The organism is Trichocoleus sp. FACHB-6, from assembly GCF_014695815.1.
Taxonomy (GTDB): Bacteria; Cyanobacteriota; Cyanobacteriia; order Cyanobacteriales; family FACHB-T130; genus Funiculus; species Funiculus sociatus.
The window spans coordinates 126,771-140,619 of the sequence record NZ_JACJOY010000050.1; the positions used below are offsets into that span (position 1 = coordinate 126,771).

The following is a 13,849-nucleotide window of genomic DNA, read 5'->3' on the forward strand; positions in this document are numbered from 1 at the left end:
TTTTACCCAGCGCCCAGTCCCTAGTCCCCAGCCCCCAGCCCCCAGCCCCTTTCATTCTGGGCTGAGGTGGGTTTTTATTGTCGTCCAAGGAGCGATCGCGATCGCGTTCCGCATCGTCTCCTCATCTGCAAATGTTTCCGACAAATAACGTCCCTCGCAAACCAGCGTCACCGTCTCTTTTGCAAAAGGCCAAGGATTCACACTCACTCGCGTCGGATCGCCATTTAGGGGCGTTAGTTTCAGCGTCGTTTCCCCGTTAGCGGTGGGAACCTTCTCAACTAATCGCTCTTTTAAGAGCCTCATGCACAGGATAAGTGACAGACCATCCCATATTGCAACTAACTGCTGATTTCGGGCGATCGCTTCTGGTGTAGTGTAGGCTGCGTAATCAGGATCGTTGCGGAGAGTGGCAATTAGTTCCTTTTGGAAAGCCTGTTCGCGCACGAGGAACTTCTGCACAAGCTGGGCATCTTCTGGCGAATCATGGGTAGCATCGTAATGCTCGTAGAGGCGCGTACCATGCAGCGAAGCCAAAAGCGCCGGATATCTCCCCAGCGCGATCGCTAATCTTGCCGCCCCAGACCAAATATCTATGTGTATCTTTCGTGGCAACTCTGTGAAGCTGTGCGGCAAACCCGTCTTGGGGTTGAAGGTGGGCATCTTTTCCCACGAAAACCAGCCGATATCGTGTTGTTCTGCACCCATACAGACATCTTCTCTGGGTGCCAAATTGCCAAAATATTCATTTCCCCAAGCACGCGCCAACTGACCGGAAACCCACGCATGAGCAGGTTGCGCGATCGCGAGAAGCCCCTCTGGATCTTTGCGATATAGCATTCAATAGTTCCTACCGCACCTTCTTAACTATACTCGTCACGAGTTTGATGTATCACTGTAAGAGACGCAGTGGTGCTTTCCTTTCTTAAACTCGCATCGGGTCTTTCTTATACCATTTCATTTTATGTCTGCAACAGCTCCGTTTATATTAAGCATCGTCAACAAGTTGCTCAATACCCACAATTTCCGTATCGCCTATAATATTTGGCTTTGTGTGAAATGTGAAGCGGCGCTTATCTCCTTGTTGGTTCCACACCTCTTGCAACGCTGCATTAGGGTAAGTCCCACTATTTAGTTGAGCCAGTAGCAAAGGCCATGTCACCTGAATTTTGCTGGCATCACCAGCGTAGAGCTTCAGATGACCAATGTGCGCGATCGCATATATCCCAGAAGCCATAGTTCGGGGCATAAATAAATTGCTCGGAATCTCAGAATTACCTTGCTCTTTCTTAGCTGTTTTCAAAATAATTGACTAAGACTGATATAGCAATCCTAAATGATTCGTGAACCTCTGTAGGGACATGGCACTGCCGTGTCCCTACAGGGGGAATATTCGTTCACAAGTTAAATAGGATTGCTATACTTCGCCAACCAATCCAAAATCAACTCATTCACAATGTCTGGTCTTTCATCATGGGGACAGTGACCCGCCTTGGGAATGCCCACAACCTCAACAGGTTGACCAGTTTCACCTAGTTTTCTGTAGATTTCAGCAGCTTTAATCGGTGTCCAAGGGTCATTTTCTCCCCAGAGTACCAACAACGGGTGTTGTACTTTTGGCAACAACTCTGATGGACTAGGGCCAGGGGGTGCAGTCAGAATTGAAGCGAAAACCTGCTGTGCGCCAGTGTCACAAGACGGATCGTAAAGCATATCTACCAGTTCATCTGTAATCGTTTCTGGGTCTTTGTAAACTTGGCGGAGAGTGCGACGGAGGCGGTCTTTCTGGCGGATGCGGTTAAACAAAAATGGCCCAACAATTTTGGAACTCACCAGCTTAGTAAAAGTTCCCATCACCAACCGCAAAGGTAAATTTAGCTCATCTGGACGATGATTTAGACCACCAGCACAGTTAATCAAAATCCCACCAGCAGACATCTCTGGATGATTTGCTACCATCATCAGCGCCAGTAGTCCGCCGATAGAGTTACCCACAAATACAGTTGGCTCCTGAATGTGCGTTGTCCAGAAATCTTGTATCAGTGATTCCCACAACTCCACGGTATAATCTAACGCTGGCTTATCAGAACCGCCGAATCCCAGCAAATCCAGCGCAAACACCCGATACCCTCCTGCTGCTAACACTGGTATATTTTTCCGCCAGTGTCCAATAGAGGCTCCAAAGCCATGAATCAGTACCAAGGGACGACCAGTTCCCATCACTGTGTACTGAATTTTGTAGCCTTGCCAAGCCCAGTTGAGTTTTTCAAACGTGCTTGTTGTTGTTATCTGTTGGGTAGTCACAAGAATTATTAAAATTTATAAACTCTTTTTCTATCCTAGTGTTTTATGACTTAAAAAAAGAGAAATCAGGGAACATTCTAACCGCATTCACAGTCACTCTAACGGTTTATAAAGGTGTGAGAACAGCGCGATGAATCGAAGTTCCTTTGCTTTTTTGGGCAGCATGGTATTAGCTGCTACGAGTCTTAGTATTGCCACTACTGCAAGTGCCTTACCTTCTGAAATTACACAAGCTGGCAAGTCTGGAGAACAAATATTAGTGCAGCAGCCTGCTGTAAGCCCAGCAGAAGAAGAAGCTGTTGAGTTGCCGAAACCTGTTGCTGATGCCGTTTTAAAAGATATTGTCCAGCGGACGGGTGTGGAAAATTCTACCCTTCGCGTCCTTCAGGTGGCAAGGCAAACTTGGTCAAATGGTTGTTTGGGTATCACTACCGCCGGTGTTGCTTGCACTGAGGCTACTGTTCCCGGCTGGGTGGTGCTGGTAGCCAACGCCCAAACAAAAGACCTCTGGATATATCGGGCTAATGAATCTGGTTCTTTGGTAAAGTGGGATGAAGCGGCTACCAAGACTCTGACTGCTCGGCTGAGAACCGAAACCACGACTCAGGAACGAACGACTACTGAGCAGCGCACTACAAGCACACAGCCGTCTACAGTTGCAGTCAGCCAGTCAGCAGGATTTAGCCTCACGGTTCTGCAACCAGCAGGCACTTTATCTGATGTGATTGCTCGCGTTTCGCTGAAGGAGAAACAAAGCAATAGCTATACCCAAGAGAAATATCTGGGTGATTTCAAGTATAAAATCAAACAAAAGGCTAAGTTTGTCCAAGGGGTAAAACCAGGCGATCGCGTCGTAGTTCGCTTGTACAATTTGCAAAACAGCCTGATTGGTTACAGCGAGTTTGAACTTCTCTCGGAAAACGCCGCGGTTAACTTAATTCTGCCGCCGAACCCTTCCCAAGTGCGCGTAGTTCGGACAGTATACGGGATTGATGCTAACGCCGATGGCAATATTGACAGCGGCACCACTGTTTACAACTACTACACTCAAATTAATAGCCAGGAGCGCGTCACCTTCCTCAGTAGCGTTGAGCAGCTTAACCTCAGCTCTTTCCAGCTAAGCGGAGTATCCGCCTCTGCTGCAACCAACGTTTATCCTACTTCCTTTACCAGTGGTGAATATGCACTCGCCAGCCAGACGATGAGCGCTTACAGCTCAAGCTTAGCGGCGGTTTTGACATCTATACCTGGTAAGCTGGTGCAAGTGGTGGACGTAGGTGCTGGTAACGCCATCTACCAAGTTAGCCAACTGCTTTCCCAATATCAACAGGTGGCGGCGGCGGCTCAAACTGTTCAGACGAGTTTTGTGGATGTGCCGCAGGGACATTGGGCAAAAGGTTTTATTGCCGAGTTAGCATCCTTGGAGATTATCGAAGGCTTCCCCGATGGTCGTTTCCGTCCCGATCAGCCGGTGACTCGCGCCCAGTTTGCGGCGATGATTCGGAAGGCGTTTGAGAAGAATAAAGTCAGGAATGCGATCGCATTCAGAGATGTTTCCTCAAACTACTGGGCATATACTGCCATCCGAGAAGCTTATGAAATGGGCTTTTTGAGCGCTTCTGGCAACCAGTTCAACCCCACGCAAAATCTTTCTCGTCTTGACATCTTAGTAGCCTTGGCAAAGGGAATGAATTACTCTTCTGCCACCACCACTACCGAAACCCTGCTGCAAGCTTACAGCGATGCCTCTACTATTCCTAGTAGCGATCGCAGTTTGATCGCCGCAGCTACGGAACGCGGTCTGGTAGTGAACTATCCCGACATCAAGTTACTCAAACCCAATGAAGTAGCAACTCGTGCAGATGTCTCGGCTTTCCTCTACCAAGCCTTAGTCAGCAGTGGCAAAGCTAGCAACATCACCTCACCCTACGTGGTAGGAGAAGAAGCGACACCTCAGCCGACTCAAGTCCGTGAGGTGGAACAAACCCCTGGTAACAACCGTCAGGTAGATGATCGCGATCGCACTAACCAGCGTCAAAATTGTAACCAAGGCGTAGGTAATGGCCCAGAGGGTTGCGACCCAGGCAATTCAAATCGTAACCAACCAAGTAACGACGAAGGAGCAGGAGCAGCACCTGGGAATCCAGGTCGTCAAGGCAAATAATATTAAGTTTGTCTAGCCGATAACAAAAGAACCCCACCCCCAACTCCTCCTCGCCAGCGGAGAGGGGTGCCGGAGCTAGCGTTGGGTGAGATTCCTCAAATGCGACACCCCTGTGCGCGGCTTGCCCGCGCACAGGGGTAGCAGCCCCTACAATACTTTCCTCTGCGTTCTCTGCGCCTGGGCGGTTCCTTCAATCAACTGTTTTAACTGCACCGCAAGAGCTTCCTTACTAAACAAAGCAAGGCTTTGTTCTCGCAACCAGTCACTATCACAGCGCTGATCTCCTCCTTTAAAAATTTCAATACAAGCAGCTGCAACGGCTTCCGGGTTGCGGTGAGGGACGCGCCAGCCGAAGCGTCCATCCTGTAGAGGGTCAGCGGAACCATCGTCGTCACCAGATAGAACCGGGATACCACACGCCATCGCCTCTAGATAGACAATGCCGAAGCCTTCTTGAGAAGGCATGATATAAGCATCAGCAACGCGGTAATGCTCTACCAAGTCTTCTGTGGGGACAAACCCGGCAAATACAACTCGGTCAGCAACTCCTAAATCTTTGGCAAGCTGGGCGAGTCTGGCTTGATCGTCGCCGCGACCAATCACCAGGTATTTTACTTCTGGGAATACTTGAGCGATCGCCGGAATTGCCCGAATTGTCACATCCACGCCTTTGTAGATATCGCCTGACCACAGCCGCGCCACAGTCATCAATACCTTGGCACCAGCAAGATTATACCTTTCGATCAATTTCTGCGGTTTCGGCCCTGGGGTAAAGTAATTTCCATCAACCGCACAGGGTAACATCTGCACTTTGTGGGGGTCGAGGTTATTCACCGCACAGGCGCGATCGCGGCTATAACGACTGATTGTCCATATCCCTGAAGCCTGCGCCAAAGCTATGCGCTCGCTTATGCCTAAAGGTTCCCAAAACTCTTTTCCGTAAGTAAGCACCGTGTAGGGAATCCCTAGCGGCTGACAGAAGAATCTAACCAGTGGTGCCAAATTAATGTGACCGCAAAAAACGTGCTGGGGGCGTTTTAGTAATAAATACTTTAAAAATGCGCTTGCCAGTTGCAATCGCTCTAACTGACGAGTTTTACCTTTAAAATAATGAAATTTCAGGTTCTTACCTTCAAACGAATTTGGGCATCCAGAACCATCTCTCAGCAAAAATACCTCCCCCCTAGCTTGTCTCAACGAGAGATAGGACTTCAAAATGTCCTTGACATAAGATTGAATGCCACCTTCGCAATCAAAAACACTCAGAAAAATGAAAGCATGGTTGGCGGCTGGCTTAAGTTTCTCAGCAAAATCTGTATTTTCTCCCACTTCAGTATCCCAGGATGTTAGGAGTTCTATTTCTGTTGGGGTAGAGGCACTGGAATGGTTGGTCAATGTTTCAAGTCCTTAAAAACCATCTTCTTCAAAAGACTTTCAAAGCTGATTGCGGTTCCCAATTAAGTTTAAGTAGCGCTTTCTGTTAAGACTACCAGTAGGAAATATTTATCATCACTATTTCGTAATTAACGCCTGTAAAAGTTTCCTAGCTGCACCTTAGAACTGCTGAAGAAACTCTCACAGGCGTTAAATCGCAAAAATGACCGTTTTAGAAAAGACCAAGGGTCAGAGATTTGTCAATTGGGAAAGTAGCACCGATACCAAGCCAGATGGTAACAACGGTTCCAAAGAGGAAAACCGTTGTAGCGACTGGACGACGGAAGGGGTTTTGGAACTTGTTGACGTTCTCAATAAAGGGAATCAGAGTCAACGCCAAAGGAATAGCGGTCATGCTGGCGATACCCAACAGTTTGCTGGGTAGAATCCGCAGGATTTGGAAAACAGGCCATAAGTACCACTCTGGAAGAATTTCCAGGGGGGTAGCGAAGGGATTTGCTGGTTCGCCAACCATAGCGGGGTCTAGCACAGCTAACCCGGTACAAAGAGCGATTGTCCCCATAATCACCACGGGGAAGATGTAGAGTAGGTCGTTAGGCCAAGCAGGTTCACCATAGTAGTTGTGACCCATGCCTTTGGCAAGTTTTGCACGTAATTCTGGATCTGCCAGATTCGGCTTTTTTAGAGTTCCCATTTTTTGAAGTGTTCTCCTAATGAGTTGTTAACGGTTTGTTTGGAGATTTCTAGTGGTTTTTAGCTAATGGCTATTAACCATTAGCCATTTTTCACTATTTACAAAGGACCGGAAATGCCCTGCTTACGAATCATCAAGAAGTGTAGCAGCATGAAGACTGCAATCAGCCAAGGCAACACAAAGGTATGCAGGCTGTAGAAGCGAGTCAGAGTGGCTTGACCAACACTTTCACTACCGCGCATTAGCTCAACGATTTGATCGCCGACAATGGGGATAGCAGCTGGAACGCCGGAGACAATCTTAACCGCCCAGTAACCAATCTGATCCCAAGGCAGGGAGTAACCTGTAACACCAAAGGAAACGGTGATAACTGCGAGAATTACACCTGTCACCCAGGTCAGCTCACGGGGCTTTTTGAAACCACCAGTGAGGTACACCCGGAAGCTGTGCAGAATCATCATCAGCACCATCATGCTGGCAGACCAGCGGTGGATGGAGCGGATCAGCCAACCGAAGTTGACATCCGTCATCAAATACTGTACTGAGGAGAAAGCTTCGGTGACGGTTGGCTTGTAGTAAAACGTCATCGCGAATCCAGTGGCAAACTGGATCAAAAAGCAAGTTAAAGTAATCCCACCCAGGCAGTAGAAAATATTAACGTGGGGAGGTACATACTTGCTGGTGACGTCTTCGGCAAGCGCCTGTATCTCTAGGCGTTCCTCAAACCAGTTGTATGCTTTTGAATCAGTTACCTGCTTAGAAAACATGAAGCCAGAGTTCCTAAAAATTTATTCTTGTTTTTGACACGATTGAAGCCTATGAGACAGTGTGCCGCTCTTTGGGGGGGGCTTTCAGTTTCGATGAGGCTAGTTTAAAGGCAGCGCTTGCGGGTTGTCTAGGCGTAGCCTCTACAAAAAATGTAACATAGCCCGAAAGGGAGATTAGAGTGTTATGCACAATCGAGTTTTTCGGGTTCTATTTGTACTGATCATACAAACTATCGTTGCCTTTAGTTGGTTGAGTGCGCCTGCTTTGGCTTTGACGCAGGAACAGCAGATCCTGAACGAAGCATGGCGCATTGTCAATAACGCCTATGTGGATGATACTTTTAATCATCAAAATTGGTGGTTGGCGCGGCAAAAAGCTCTCAAGCAGCCGCTGTCGAATCGTGAAGAAACTTATACGGCAATTCAGAAAATGGTTGGGATTCTGGACGATCCGTTCACGCGGTTCCTGAAACCAGACCAATACAAAAGTTTACAAGTGAATACTTCTGGAGAGCTTCAGGGTGTGGGACTGCAAATTGCTTTGGATTCAGAGACGAAGCAGTTGCAAGTGGTGGCACCGTTAGACGGTTCGCCAGCCCAAAAAGCCGGAATCAGATCGCGCGATCGCATTCTGGAAATTGATGGTGTGTCAAGCGCCGAACTGACTCTCGACGAAGCTGCTGCCCGGATGCGCGGCACAGCAGGCACCAGCGTTACCGTTTTGGTACAACACGAAGCAGAAACACCAAAAGAAATCAAGCTGGTACGCGATCGCATTGCCCTCAACCCAGTTTATGCGGCATTAGATTCTCGCAATTCCGGGATACCAGTAGGTTACATTCGCCTCTCCCAGTTTAGCGCCAACGCTCCAACTGAGCTGGCTAATGCTGTGGCCAAACTAGAAAAACAAGGCGCACAAGCCTACATTCTCGATCTCAGAAATAATCCCGGCGGACTTTTGCAAGCGGGGATTGAGATTGCCCGTTTCTGGTTAGATGAAGGCACAATTGTATATACAGTAAACCGACAAGGAATCTTGGGCAGTTTTGATGCCAATCAACCAGCACTAACTCGCGCTCCGCTGGTAGTTTTAGTTAATCAGGGAACAGCTAGTGCCAGCGAAATTTTGGCAGGGGCGCTACAAGATAATGGTCGCGCTCAACTGGTGGGTGATAAAACCTTTGGTAAAGGCTTAATTCAATCTTTGTTTGACCTTCCCGATGGCTCCGGACTGGCGGTGACAGTTGCCAAGTACGAAACGCCAAACCACCACGATATTCATAAATTGGGTATCACGCCAGACCGAATAGTGCCAAATGAGCCAATTACTATTGAACAGGTCGGTACACAGGCAGATAGCCAATACCAAGCCGCATTGGAGGTGTTAACCGCTAAAACCGTAGTTGCTGGTGCAACTTGATTTACAACTAAGATATGAAAACTGAGTAACTAACGGGAGATTTTCTCGTAATCCCAAAAATTAGCTACAAAGTGACAATATTTTACTCAGTTCTTAGTTCTTAAGACTCTGTATTAAAAGACCAGCGTAAATTGGAAATAAGTCAAGAGGCTTGACGATAAATAGATTGTTGAAAAATCTAAACTTGAGAGGGTTAAGAACTGCGATGCGGCGACCTGTCGGTTACTGAATTTCTCATGCCTAATCACCAAAACTGGTGAGTGTTTTTACCGCCTTTCCCCAGCGCTCAAGCTCATGGTTTTTCTGCAAAATAATCCCAGATACTCTATCAGTCGGTTATCTGTTTTGTCTGTTGCTCACTCACTGCTAAAGTTTTTGGCTTCAGAGCAAAATTCTAGAGTGTTACTCATCAAACCTGGCGAGTCAGATTTCACATTTGACGACCTTTGTCCGGATTTGGTATCAAATACTCCCCACGATTTGCCCGATTTGTCTCAACATAACTGTTATTTGACACTGGCAACCCAGGAGTCAGTAAGTAGGGTGGGGGAGAACGCGGCACTACGCTGCTGCTTCCCTTGCTCTGTCGAACTGGGGGAGATAATAACTGAAAACGCCCTTTCCCTGCCATCTGTGGCGATTTTGGGAATGGGCGATCGCTTCAACGTGCTATGTTTAGCCTACAAAGCAGCCCAAGACTCACCAACGGACGCTAAGTGTTATGAGTTGTCCTTTGTGTTCGATCCAGGGATTGTTGCCAAAATTTGCACCGAAATTCAAAGCGGTCTGGCCTTAACACCAGAAACAAAGCAGATATTTGAGCAAGCGATCGCATCTTGGCATCCTCAACCCAATCTGCCAGAAGCACAAAGCGAATTTACCTCAATGCTGGTAAGTGCGCTCTCTACCACACAATTACAGGGGGAGAGTGGGAGAAGGGGTTCAGGGGTTCAGGGGAGAGCCAGAATTCTCCAACCCCCAATCCCCAATCCCCAATCAACAGCTTCGCAACAGCAGCAATGGTTACAGCAAGAAAAGTTACTGCACGAACTGCTGCGCCTTAGCTGGACAACTCAAGGAGTCCAGGCGATTTTGCAGGGTTCGGCAGCATTAATTCAGGAGAATTTAGGGGTCAGTCGGTGTTTAATGGGGTTTTATAGCCCCAAAGATGAGCGCGTCATCTGGGGTGCGATCGCTCACGCTCCATCTATCCCCGTTGCTTCGCGGCAAAACCATTATCCCGACTGGGCGAAGGTGGAACAGTGTCTTTTACAACACCATCAATCTAATCCTTGGGCGATAGAGCGATCGCCTATGGACTCTTACCTTGAGCAAAACCTTAGCGCCAGAGCAGCCAAATCTGCCTTTCTAACATGGCTGCATACACACCCGAACCAGAATCTAGAGATGCAAAATCTCATGCCTCTAGGTGGCACGTCTGTAGTCGTTGGTTTGCTGGTGGTTGAGCAATGGGATGAACAGCGAGATTGGCAACCTTGGGAGCGGCAATTACTTCATCTCACACTCCATCTGATGCACAGAGCGCACGATCTGTCAAATCTTTATCAGCAAGCCGAGGAACGGATTACATATACAGCGCTGCTAAATCGACTGGTTGCCCAGATCCGTGCTTCTCTAGACGTGTCTCATATTTTTCAGACGGTGACGTTGGAATTGGGACATCTCCTGGTGGCAGATCGATGTTCAATTTTTCAATATGTAGAAGCTCAGCAATGTTGGAAGCCGCTCGTGGAGTATCGCGCTCATTGTGATGTTCCCACAGCCATGAACCTGATAATTCCCGATCAAAATAACCCTTATTCCAGAGCGCTGCGGAATTTGCAGATGGTTCAGGTGAGCGATACGCGCACAGTAGATGACCCGATTAATCGCTCGTTGGCAGTAAAATATCCCGGAGCGTGGCTAATGGTGCCGATTCACCGCAGTGGCTCTATCTGGGGTTTCCTCAACTTCTGTCAGGATAAGTATCCCCGCTACTGGCACGAGTCAGAATTACGGTTTGTCACCACAGTTGCCGATCAGCTGGCGATCGCTATCTACCAAGCGACACTCTACCAAAAAATTCAAGAGCAAAACCAAACTTTAGAAGTTCAAGTGCAAGAGCGCACCGCCGAGCTTGAAAGTTTCTTTGACGCTCACCCAGATTACATTTTTGTGGTAGAGCGCCAAGGTATGCGTCTGCGCTTTTGCAACCATGCTTTTGCCAAAGCGATTGGCTTTGATAACCGTTACTCAGTTCAGGGACGGTCTATAATCGAATGCTTCCCGCCGCTAATTGCCAATTCTTTTGCCAAACAAAATCTGCGGGTATTTGAATCCGGAGAAACTCTACACGAGCAGGAAACGCTGATTTTCGCAGACGGAACTCACCACTTTGATACTTTCCGAGTGCCGCTAAAACACCCTAATGGCGAAGTTTATGCTTGCTTAGGAACTTCCCGCGACATTACCGAGCTACTTAAAACAAAGCAAGCTTTAGCGGAACGCACTGAGCAGCTGCAAGATGCCTTAACTGCTGCTCATGCTGCTTCTCAGGCAAAAACCGAGTTTTTGGCAACGATGAGCCATGAATTGCGGACACCGCTTACGTCTGTGATTGGTATGTCTTCAGCTTTAATGCAGCCGTACTTTGGCGAACTGAACGTTAAACAGAAAGAATATCTCAACATTATTCATCGCAGCGGACAGCATCTGTTGCAGCTAATTAACGATATTCTCGATGTCTCTAAGATTGAAGCAGGTAAGGCATCTTTATCGCTAAGTCAATTTTCTCTGCTGGCGGTGGGTCATGAATGCTTGGCACTGTTGCAAGAAAAAGCTCAAGTTCAACAAGTGAGCTTGATGGAAGATTTTACTGGGTTGCCTCAGGGGGAAGAATTTTGTGGCGATGAACGGCGGGTGAAGCAAATTTTGCTGAATCTGCTCTCAAATGCAGTCAAGTTCACGCCGCCTGGGGGTGAGGTATGGCTGCGAATCGGGTATATCGACGACAAGGTGATGATTGAGGTATCCGATACAGGAATTGGCATTCCTCTAGATAAGCAGCATCTTTTGTTTGAGGCGTTTCAACAAATTGATAGTTCTCTAAATCGCCAGCACGAGGGTACTGGCTTGGGGTTGGCTTTGACTCGCCAGCTAGTGGAGATGCACGGCGGTACGATTGAGTTTAATTCTCAAGAGGGTGTAGGTACGGTGTTCACAGTTTATCTGCAAGCGCAAAATTTAGATTGAGGGATTGGGAATTGGGAATTGGGAGAGAAAAACCACGGACAACTGACATCTTCTAAAACAATCGTTCAGGATATTGCCTGGGTTTTCTACAATGGAATATAGGGTGTGGCACTCAATCTATCTAGATTGGGTGGAAAAGTCTAAATGGCATCAAGGACAGCGAGAGGTTATTTAATAGCCCCAGAGTGTTCTGCCATAAGCTGTGAGGCGGGAAGGAAAGCGCTGTATTCTGGAGAATCTGGTTGTACTTTGCCAGTGATTAGAGTAGCTAGCAAGCTTAAGCTGCTCTCGTTAATTCTCCTGTAGACCAATTCAGATTTATATCATGGAACTCTGGTTGCTCCTAATCTTACTGGGTCTATTTACTTACTTGATCGTTAAGCGTAGTGTTGCCACCATCACTCGAACGCCAGTCTGGCTATTGTGGCTGGTGATGATGACTCCTGCACTGATTTGGACTGGCTGGATTTTGGTCTACGGTGAAGACACGCGGATGCCTCCAGTGTTGGAAATTGCTCCGTTCGTCGTCTGCCCGTTATTGTACTGGGTGTTGATTCAGATGGGTCGCAGGGAGAGTAACACACCCTCGACAAAAACGCAAGAGATGGCGGCAACAAATCAGAGTCAGAATCCAACTGAGGTAAAGGCTGTTGTGCCTCCCGTGCCGGTTAGTAGCTATCGTCCCATCGATAAAACAGAAGAAACTAATCTCCGAAATTGCTTTCCCTGGTCGATTTACTACCTCCAGAACATTGATTATCGACCGCAAGCGGTGATTTGTCGGGGTAAGTTGCGCTCTAACCCAGAGGTGGCTTACAAGACAATTAGGGAGAATATTGAGAATTTATTTAGCGATCGCTTCTTCGTTGTCTTTCAAGAAGGTTTAAACAAAGATCCGTTTTTTGCTCTAGTTCCCAATCCCCAAGCGCACCCAGAGACGCGACAGAACACCGAACCCTTGAAGCGACCAGGTTTAGCTTTGGCGTTGCTGGTCGTTACCTTGCTTACCACCACTTTAGTTGGGGTGGAGATTGCAGGCGTTTCTAACTCACAATTGCAATCAAACCCAGCTTTGTTACTAGCAGGATGGCCCTACGCTGTAGCGTTAATTGCCATTTTGGGCATCCACGAAATAAGTCATTACCTGACAGCCCAATATTACAAAATTCGCACCACCCTGCCTTACTTTATTCCCGTGCCGTTTTTCCTAGGGACATTTGGGGCGTTTATTCAAAGGCGATCGCCTATACCCAACCGCAAAGCATTATTCGACGTGGGCATTGCCAGCGCCCTAGCTGGCTTTGTGGTAGCGTTACCGCTATTGTGGTGGGGATTAGCTCATTCTGCGGTAGTTCCCCTGTCCGACCAATCGAATATTTTAAACTTCACTTCCCTCAATCCCCGGTTTTCTCTGTTTTTAACCGTGCTGAGTAAATTGGCGCTGGGAACTGAATTCACGTCGAATATGGCAATCAAGCTGCATCCGGTAGCGGTGGCGGCTTACATTGGTTTTGTGTGGACGGCATTTAAGTTGATGCCTGTGGGACATCTGGATGGCGGTCACATTGTCCATGCTATGTTTGGGCAACGAACTGGCGCTACTATTGGTCAAGTTACCAGGCTGCTGATGCTGGGATTGTCTTTGGTTCAGACAGATTTGTTTATCTGGGCAATTTTCTTATTCTTGATACCTGTAGCTGATGAACCAGCGCTGAACGATGTCAGCGAACTCGACAACAAGCGAGATTTTGGGGGATTGCTGGCGTTAGCACTTCTAGTCAGCATTCTTTTGCCAGTGCCTGGGACTATTACTCAATGGTTAAATATTTAAAACGCGGCGAGTGCTGCCAGTTAAT

General features: G+C 47.7%; 10 protein-coding genes. 4 read left to right on the forward strand and 6 right to left on the reverse strand.

Annotated features, from left to right (window positions below; translation table 11 throughout):
- Positions 1–51: 51 nt before the first annotated feature.
- From H6F66_RS09610 to H6F66_RS09620, 3 genes are all read right to left on the reverse strand, one after another.
- Positions 52–837, reverse strand: coding sequence for a DUF3891 family protein (locus tag H6F66_RS09610; RefSeq protein WP_190420574.1), 786 nt, complete (start codon positions 835–837; stop codon positions 52–54).
- 148 nt (positions 838–985) lie between these two features.
- Positions 986–1,246, reverse strand: coding sequence for a hypothetical protein (locus H6F66_RS09615; RefSeq protein WP_199297688.1), 261 nt, complete (start codon positions 1,244–1,246; stop codon positions 986–988).
- Positions 1,247–1,401: 155 nt separating this feature from the next.
- Positions 1,402–2,301 (reverse strand): alpha/beta fold hydrolase, encoded by a 900-nt coding sequence (locus H6F66_RS09620; RefSeq protein ID WP_190420576.1) that lies wholly within the window; start codon positions 2,299–2,301, stop codon positions 1,402–1,404.
- A 130-nt stretch (positions 2,302–2,431) separates the two neighbouring features.
- Here H6F66_RS09620 and H6F66_RS28320 point away from each other — a divergent pair, with 130 nt between their 5' ends.
- Positions 2,432–4,465, forward strand: coding sequence for an S-layer homology domain-containing protein (locus tag H6F66_RS28320; protein ID WP_190420578.1), 2,034 nt, complete (start codon positions 2,432–2,434; stop codon positions 4,463–4,465).
- Between the two features lie 147 nt (positions 4,466–4,612).
- Here H6F66_RS28320 and H6F66_RS09630 read toward each other — a convergent pair whose 3' ends face one another.
- The 3 genes from H6F66_RS09630 to petB all read right to left on the reverse strand — a co-directional run bounded on the left by H6F66_RS09630 (position 4,613) and on the right by petB (position 7,321).
- Positions 4,613–5,794, reverse strand: a complete 1,182-nt coding sequence (locus H6F66_RS09630) for a glycosyltransferase (protein ID WP_190420665.1) — start codon at positions 5,792–5,794, stop codon at positions 4,613–4,615.
- A 277-nt stretch (positions 5,795–6,071) separates the two neighbouring features.
- The gene (gene petD, locus H6F66_RS09635) at positions 6,072–6,554 is read right to left on the reverse strand and encodes a cytochrome b6-f complex subunit IV (protein WP_190420580.1); all 483 of its coding nucleotides are present in this window, start codon (positions 6,552–6,554) and stop codon (positions 6,072–6,074) included.
- 98 nt (positions 6,555–6,652) lie between these two features.
- Positions 6,653–7,321, reverse strand: coding sequence for a cytochrome b6 (petB, locus tag H6F66_RS09640; RefSeq protein WP_190420582.1), 669 nt, complete (start codon positions 7,319–7,321; stop codon positions 6,653–6,655).
- Positions 7,322–7,505: 184 nt separating this feature from the next.
- Here petB and ctpA point away from each other — a divergent pair, with 184 nt between their 5' ends.
- The 3 genes from ctpA (at position 7,506) to H6F66_RS09655 (ending at position 13,824) form a co-directional block, all read left to right on the forward strand.
- A complete protein-coding gene (gene ctpA / locus H6F66_RS09645; RefSeq protein ID WP_190420584.1) occupies positions 7,506–8,741 on the forward strand; it encodes a carboxyl-terminal processing protease CtpA in 1,236 nt (411 codons plus the stop codon).
- 294 nt (positions 8,742–9,035) lie between these two features.
- On the forward strand, positions 9,036–11,993 hold the full coding sequence (locus H6F66_RS09650) for an ATP-binding protein (RefSeq protein WP_190420586.1): 2,958 nt from the start codon (positions 9,036–9,038) through the stop codon (positions 11,991–11,993).
- A gap of 325 nt (positions 11,994–12,318) precedes the next feature.
- The gene (locus H6F66_RS09655) at positions 12,319–13,824 is read left to right on the forward strand and encodes a site-2 protease family protein (protein WP_190420588.1); all 1,506 of its coding nucleotides are present in this window, start codon (positions 12,319–12,321) and stop codon (positions 13,822–13,824) included.
- The last annotated feature ends 25 nt before the right edge of the window (positions 13,825–13,849 follow it).

Coding starts and splice junctions, on each gene's coding strand:
- H6F66_RS09610 (WP_190420574.1), bottom strand. CDS start 837: ATGCTATATCGCAAAGATCCAGAGGGGCTTCTCGCGATCGCGCAACCT.
- H6F66_RS09615 (WP_199297688.1), bottom strand. CDS start 1,246: ATGCCCCGAACTATGGCTTCTGGGATATATGCGATCGCGCACATTGGT.
- H6F66_RS28320 (WP_190420578.1), top strand. CDS start 2,432: ATGAATCGAAGTTCCTTTGCTTTTTTGGGCAGCATGGTATTAGCTGCT.
- petD (WP_190420580.1), bottom strand. CDS start 6,554: ATGGGAACTCTAAAAAAGCCGAATCTGGCAGATCCAGAATTACGTGCA.
- petB (WP_190420582.1), bottom strand. CDS start 7,321: ATGTTTTCTAAGCAGGTAACTGATTCAAAAGCATACAACTGGTTTGAG.
- ctpA (WP_190420584.1), top strand. CDS start 7,506: ATGCACAATCGAGTTTTTCGGGTTCTATTTGTACTGATCATACAAACT.
- H6F66_RS09650 (WP_190420586.1), top strand. CDS start 9,036: ATGGTTTTTCTGCAAAATAATCCCAGATACTCTATCAGTCGGTTATCT.
- H6F66_RS09655 (WP_190420588.1), top strand. CDS start 12,319: ATGGAACTCTGGTTGCTCCTAATCTTACTGGGTCTATTTACTTACTTG.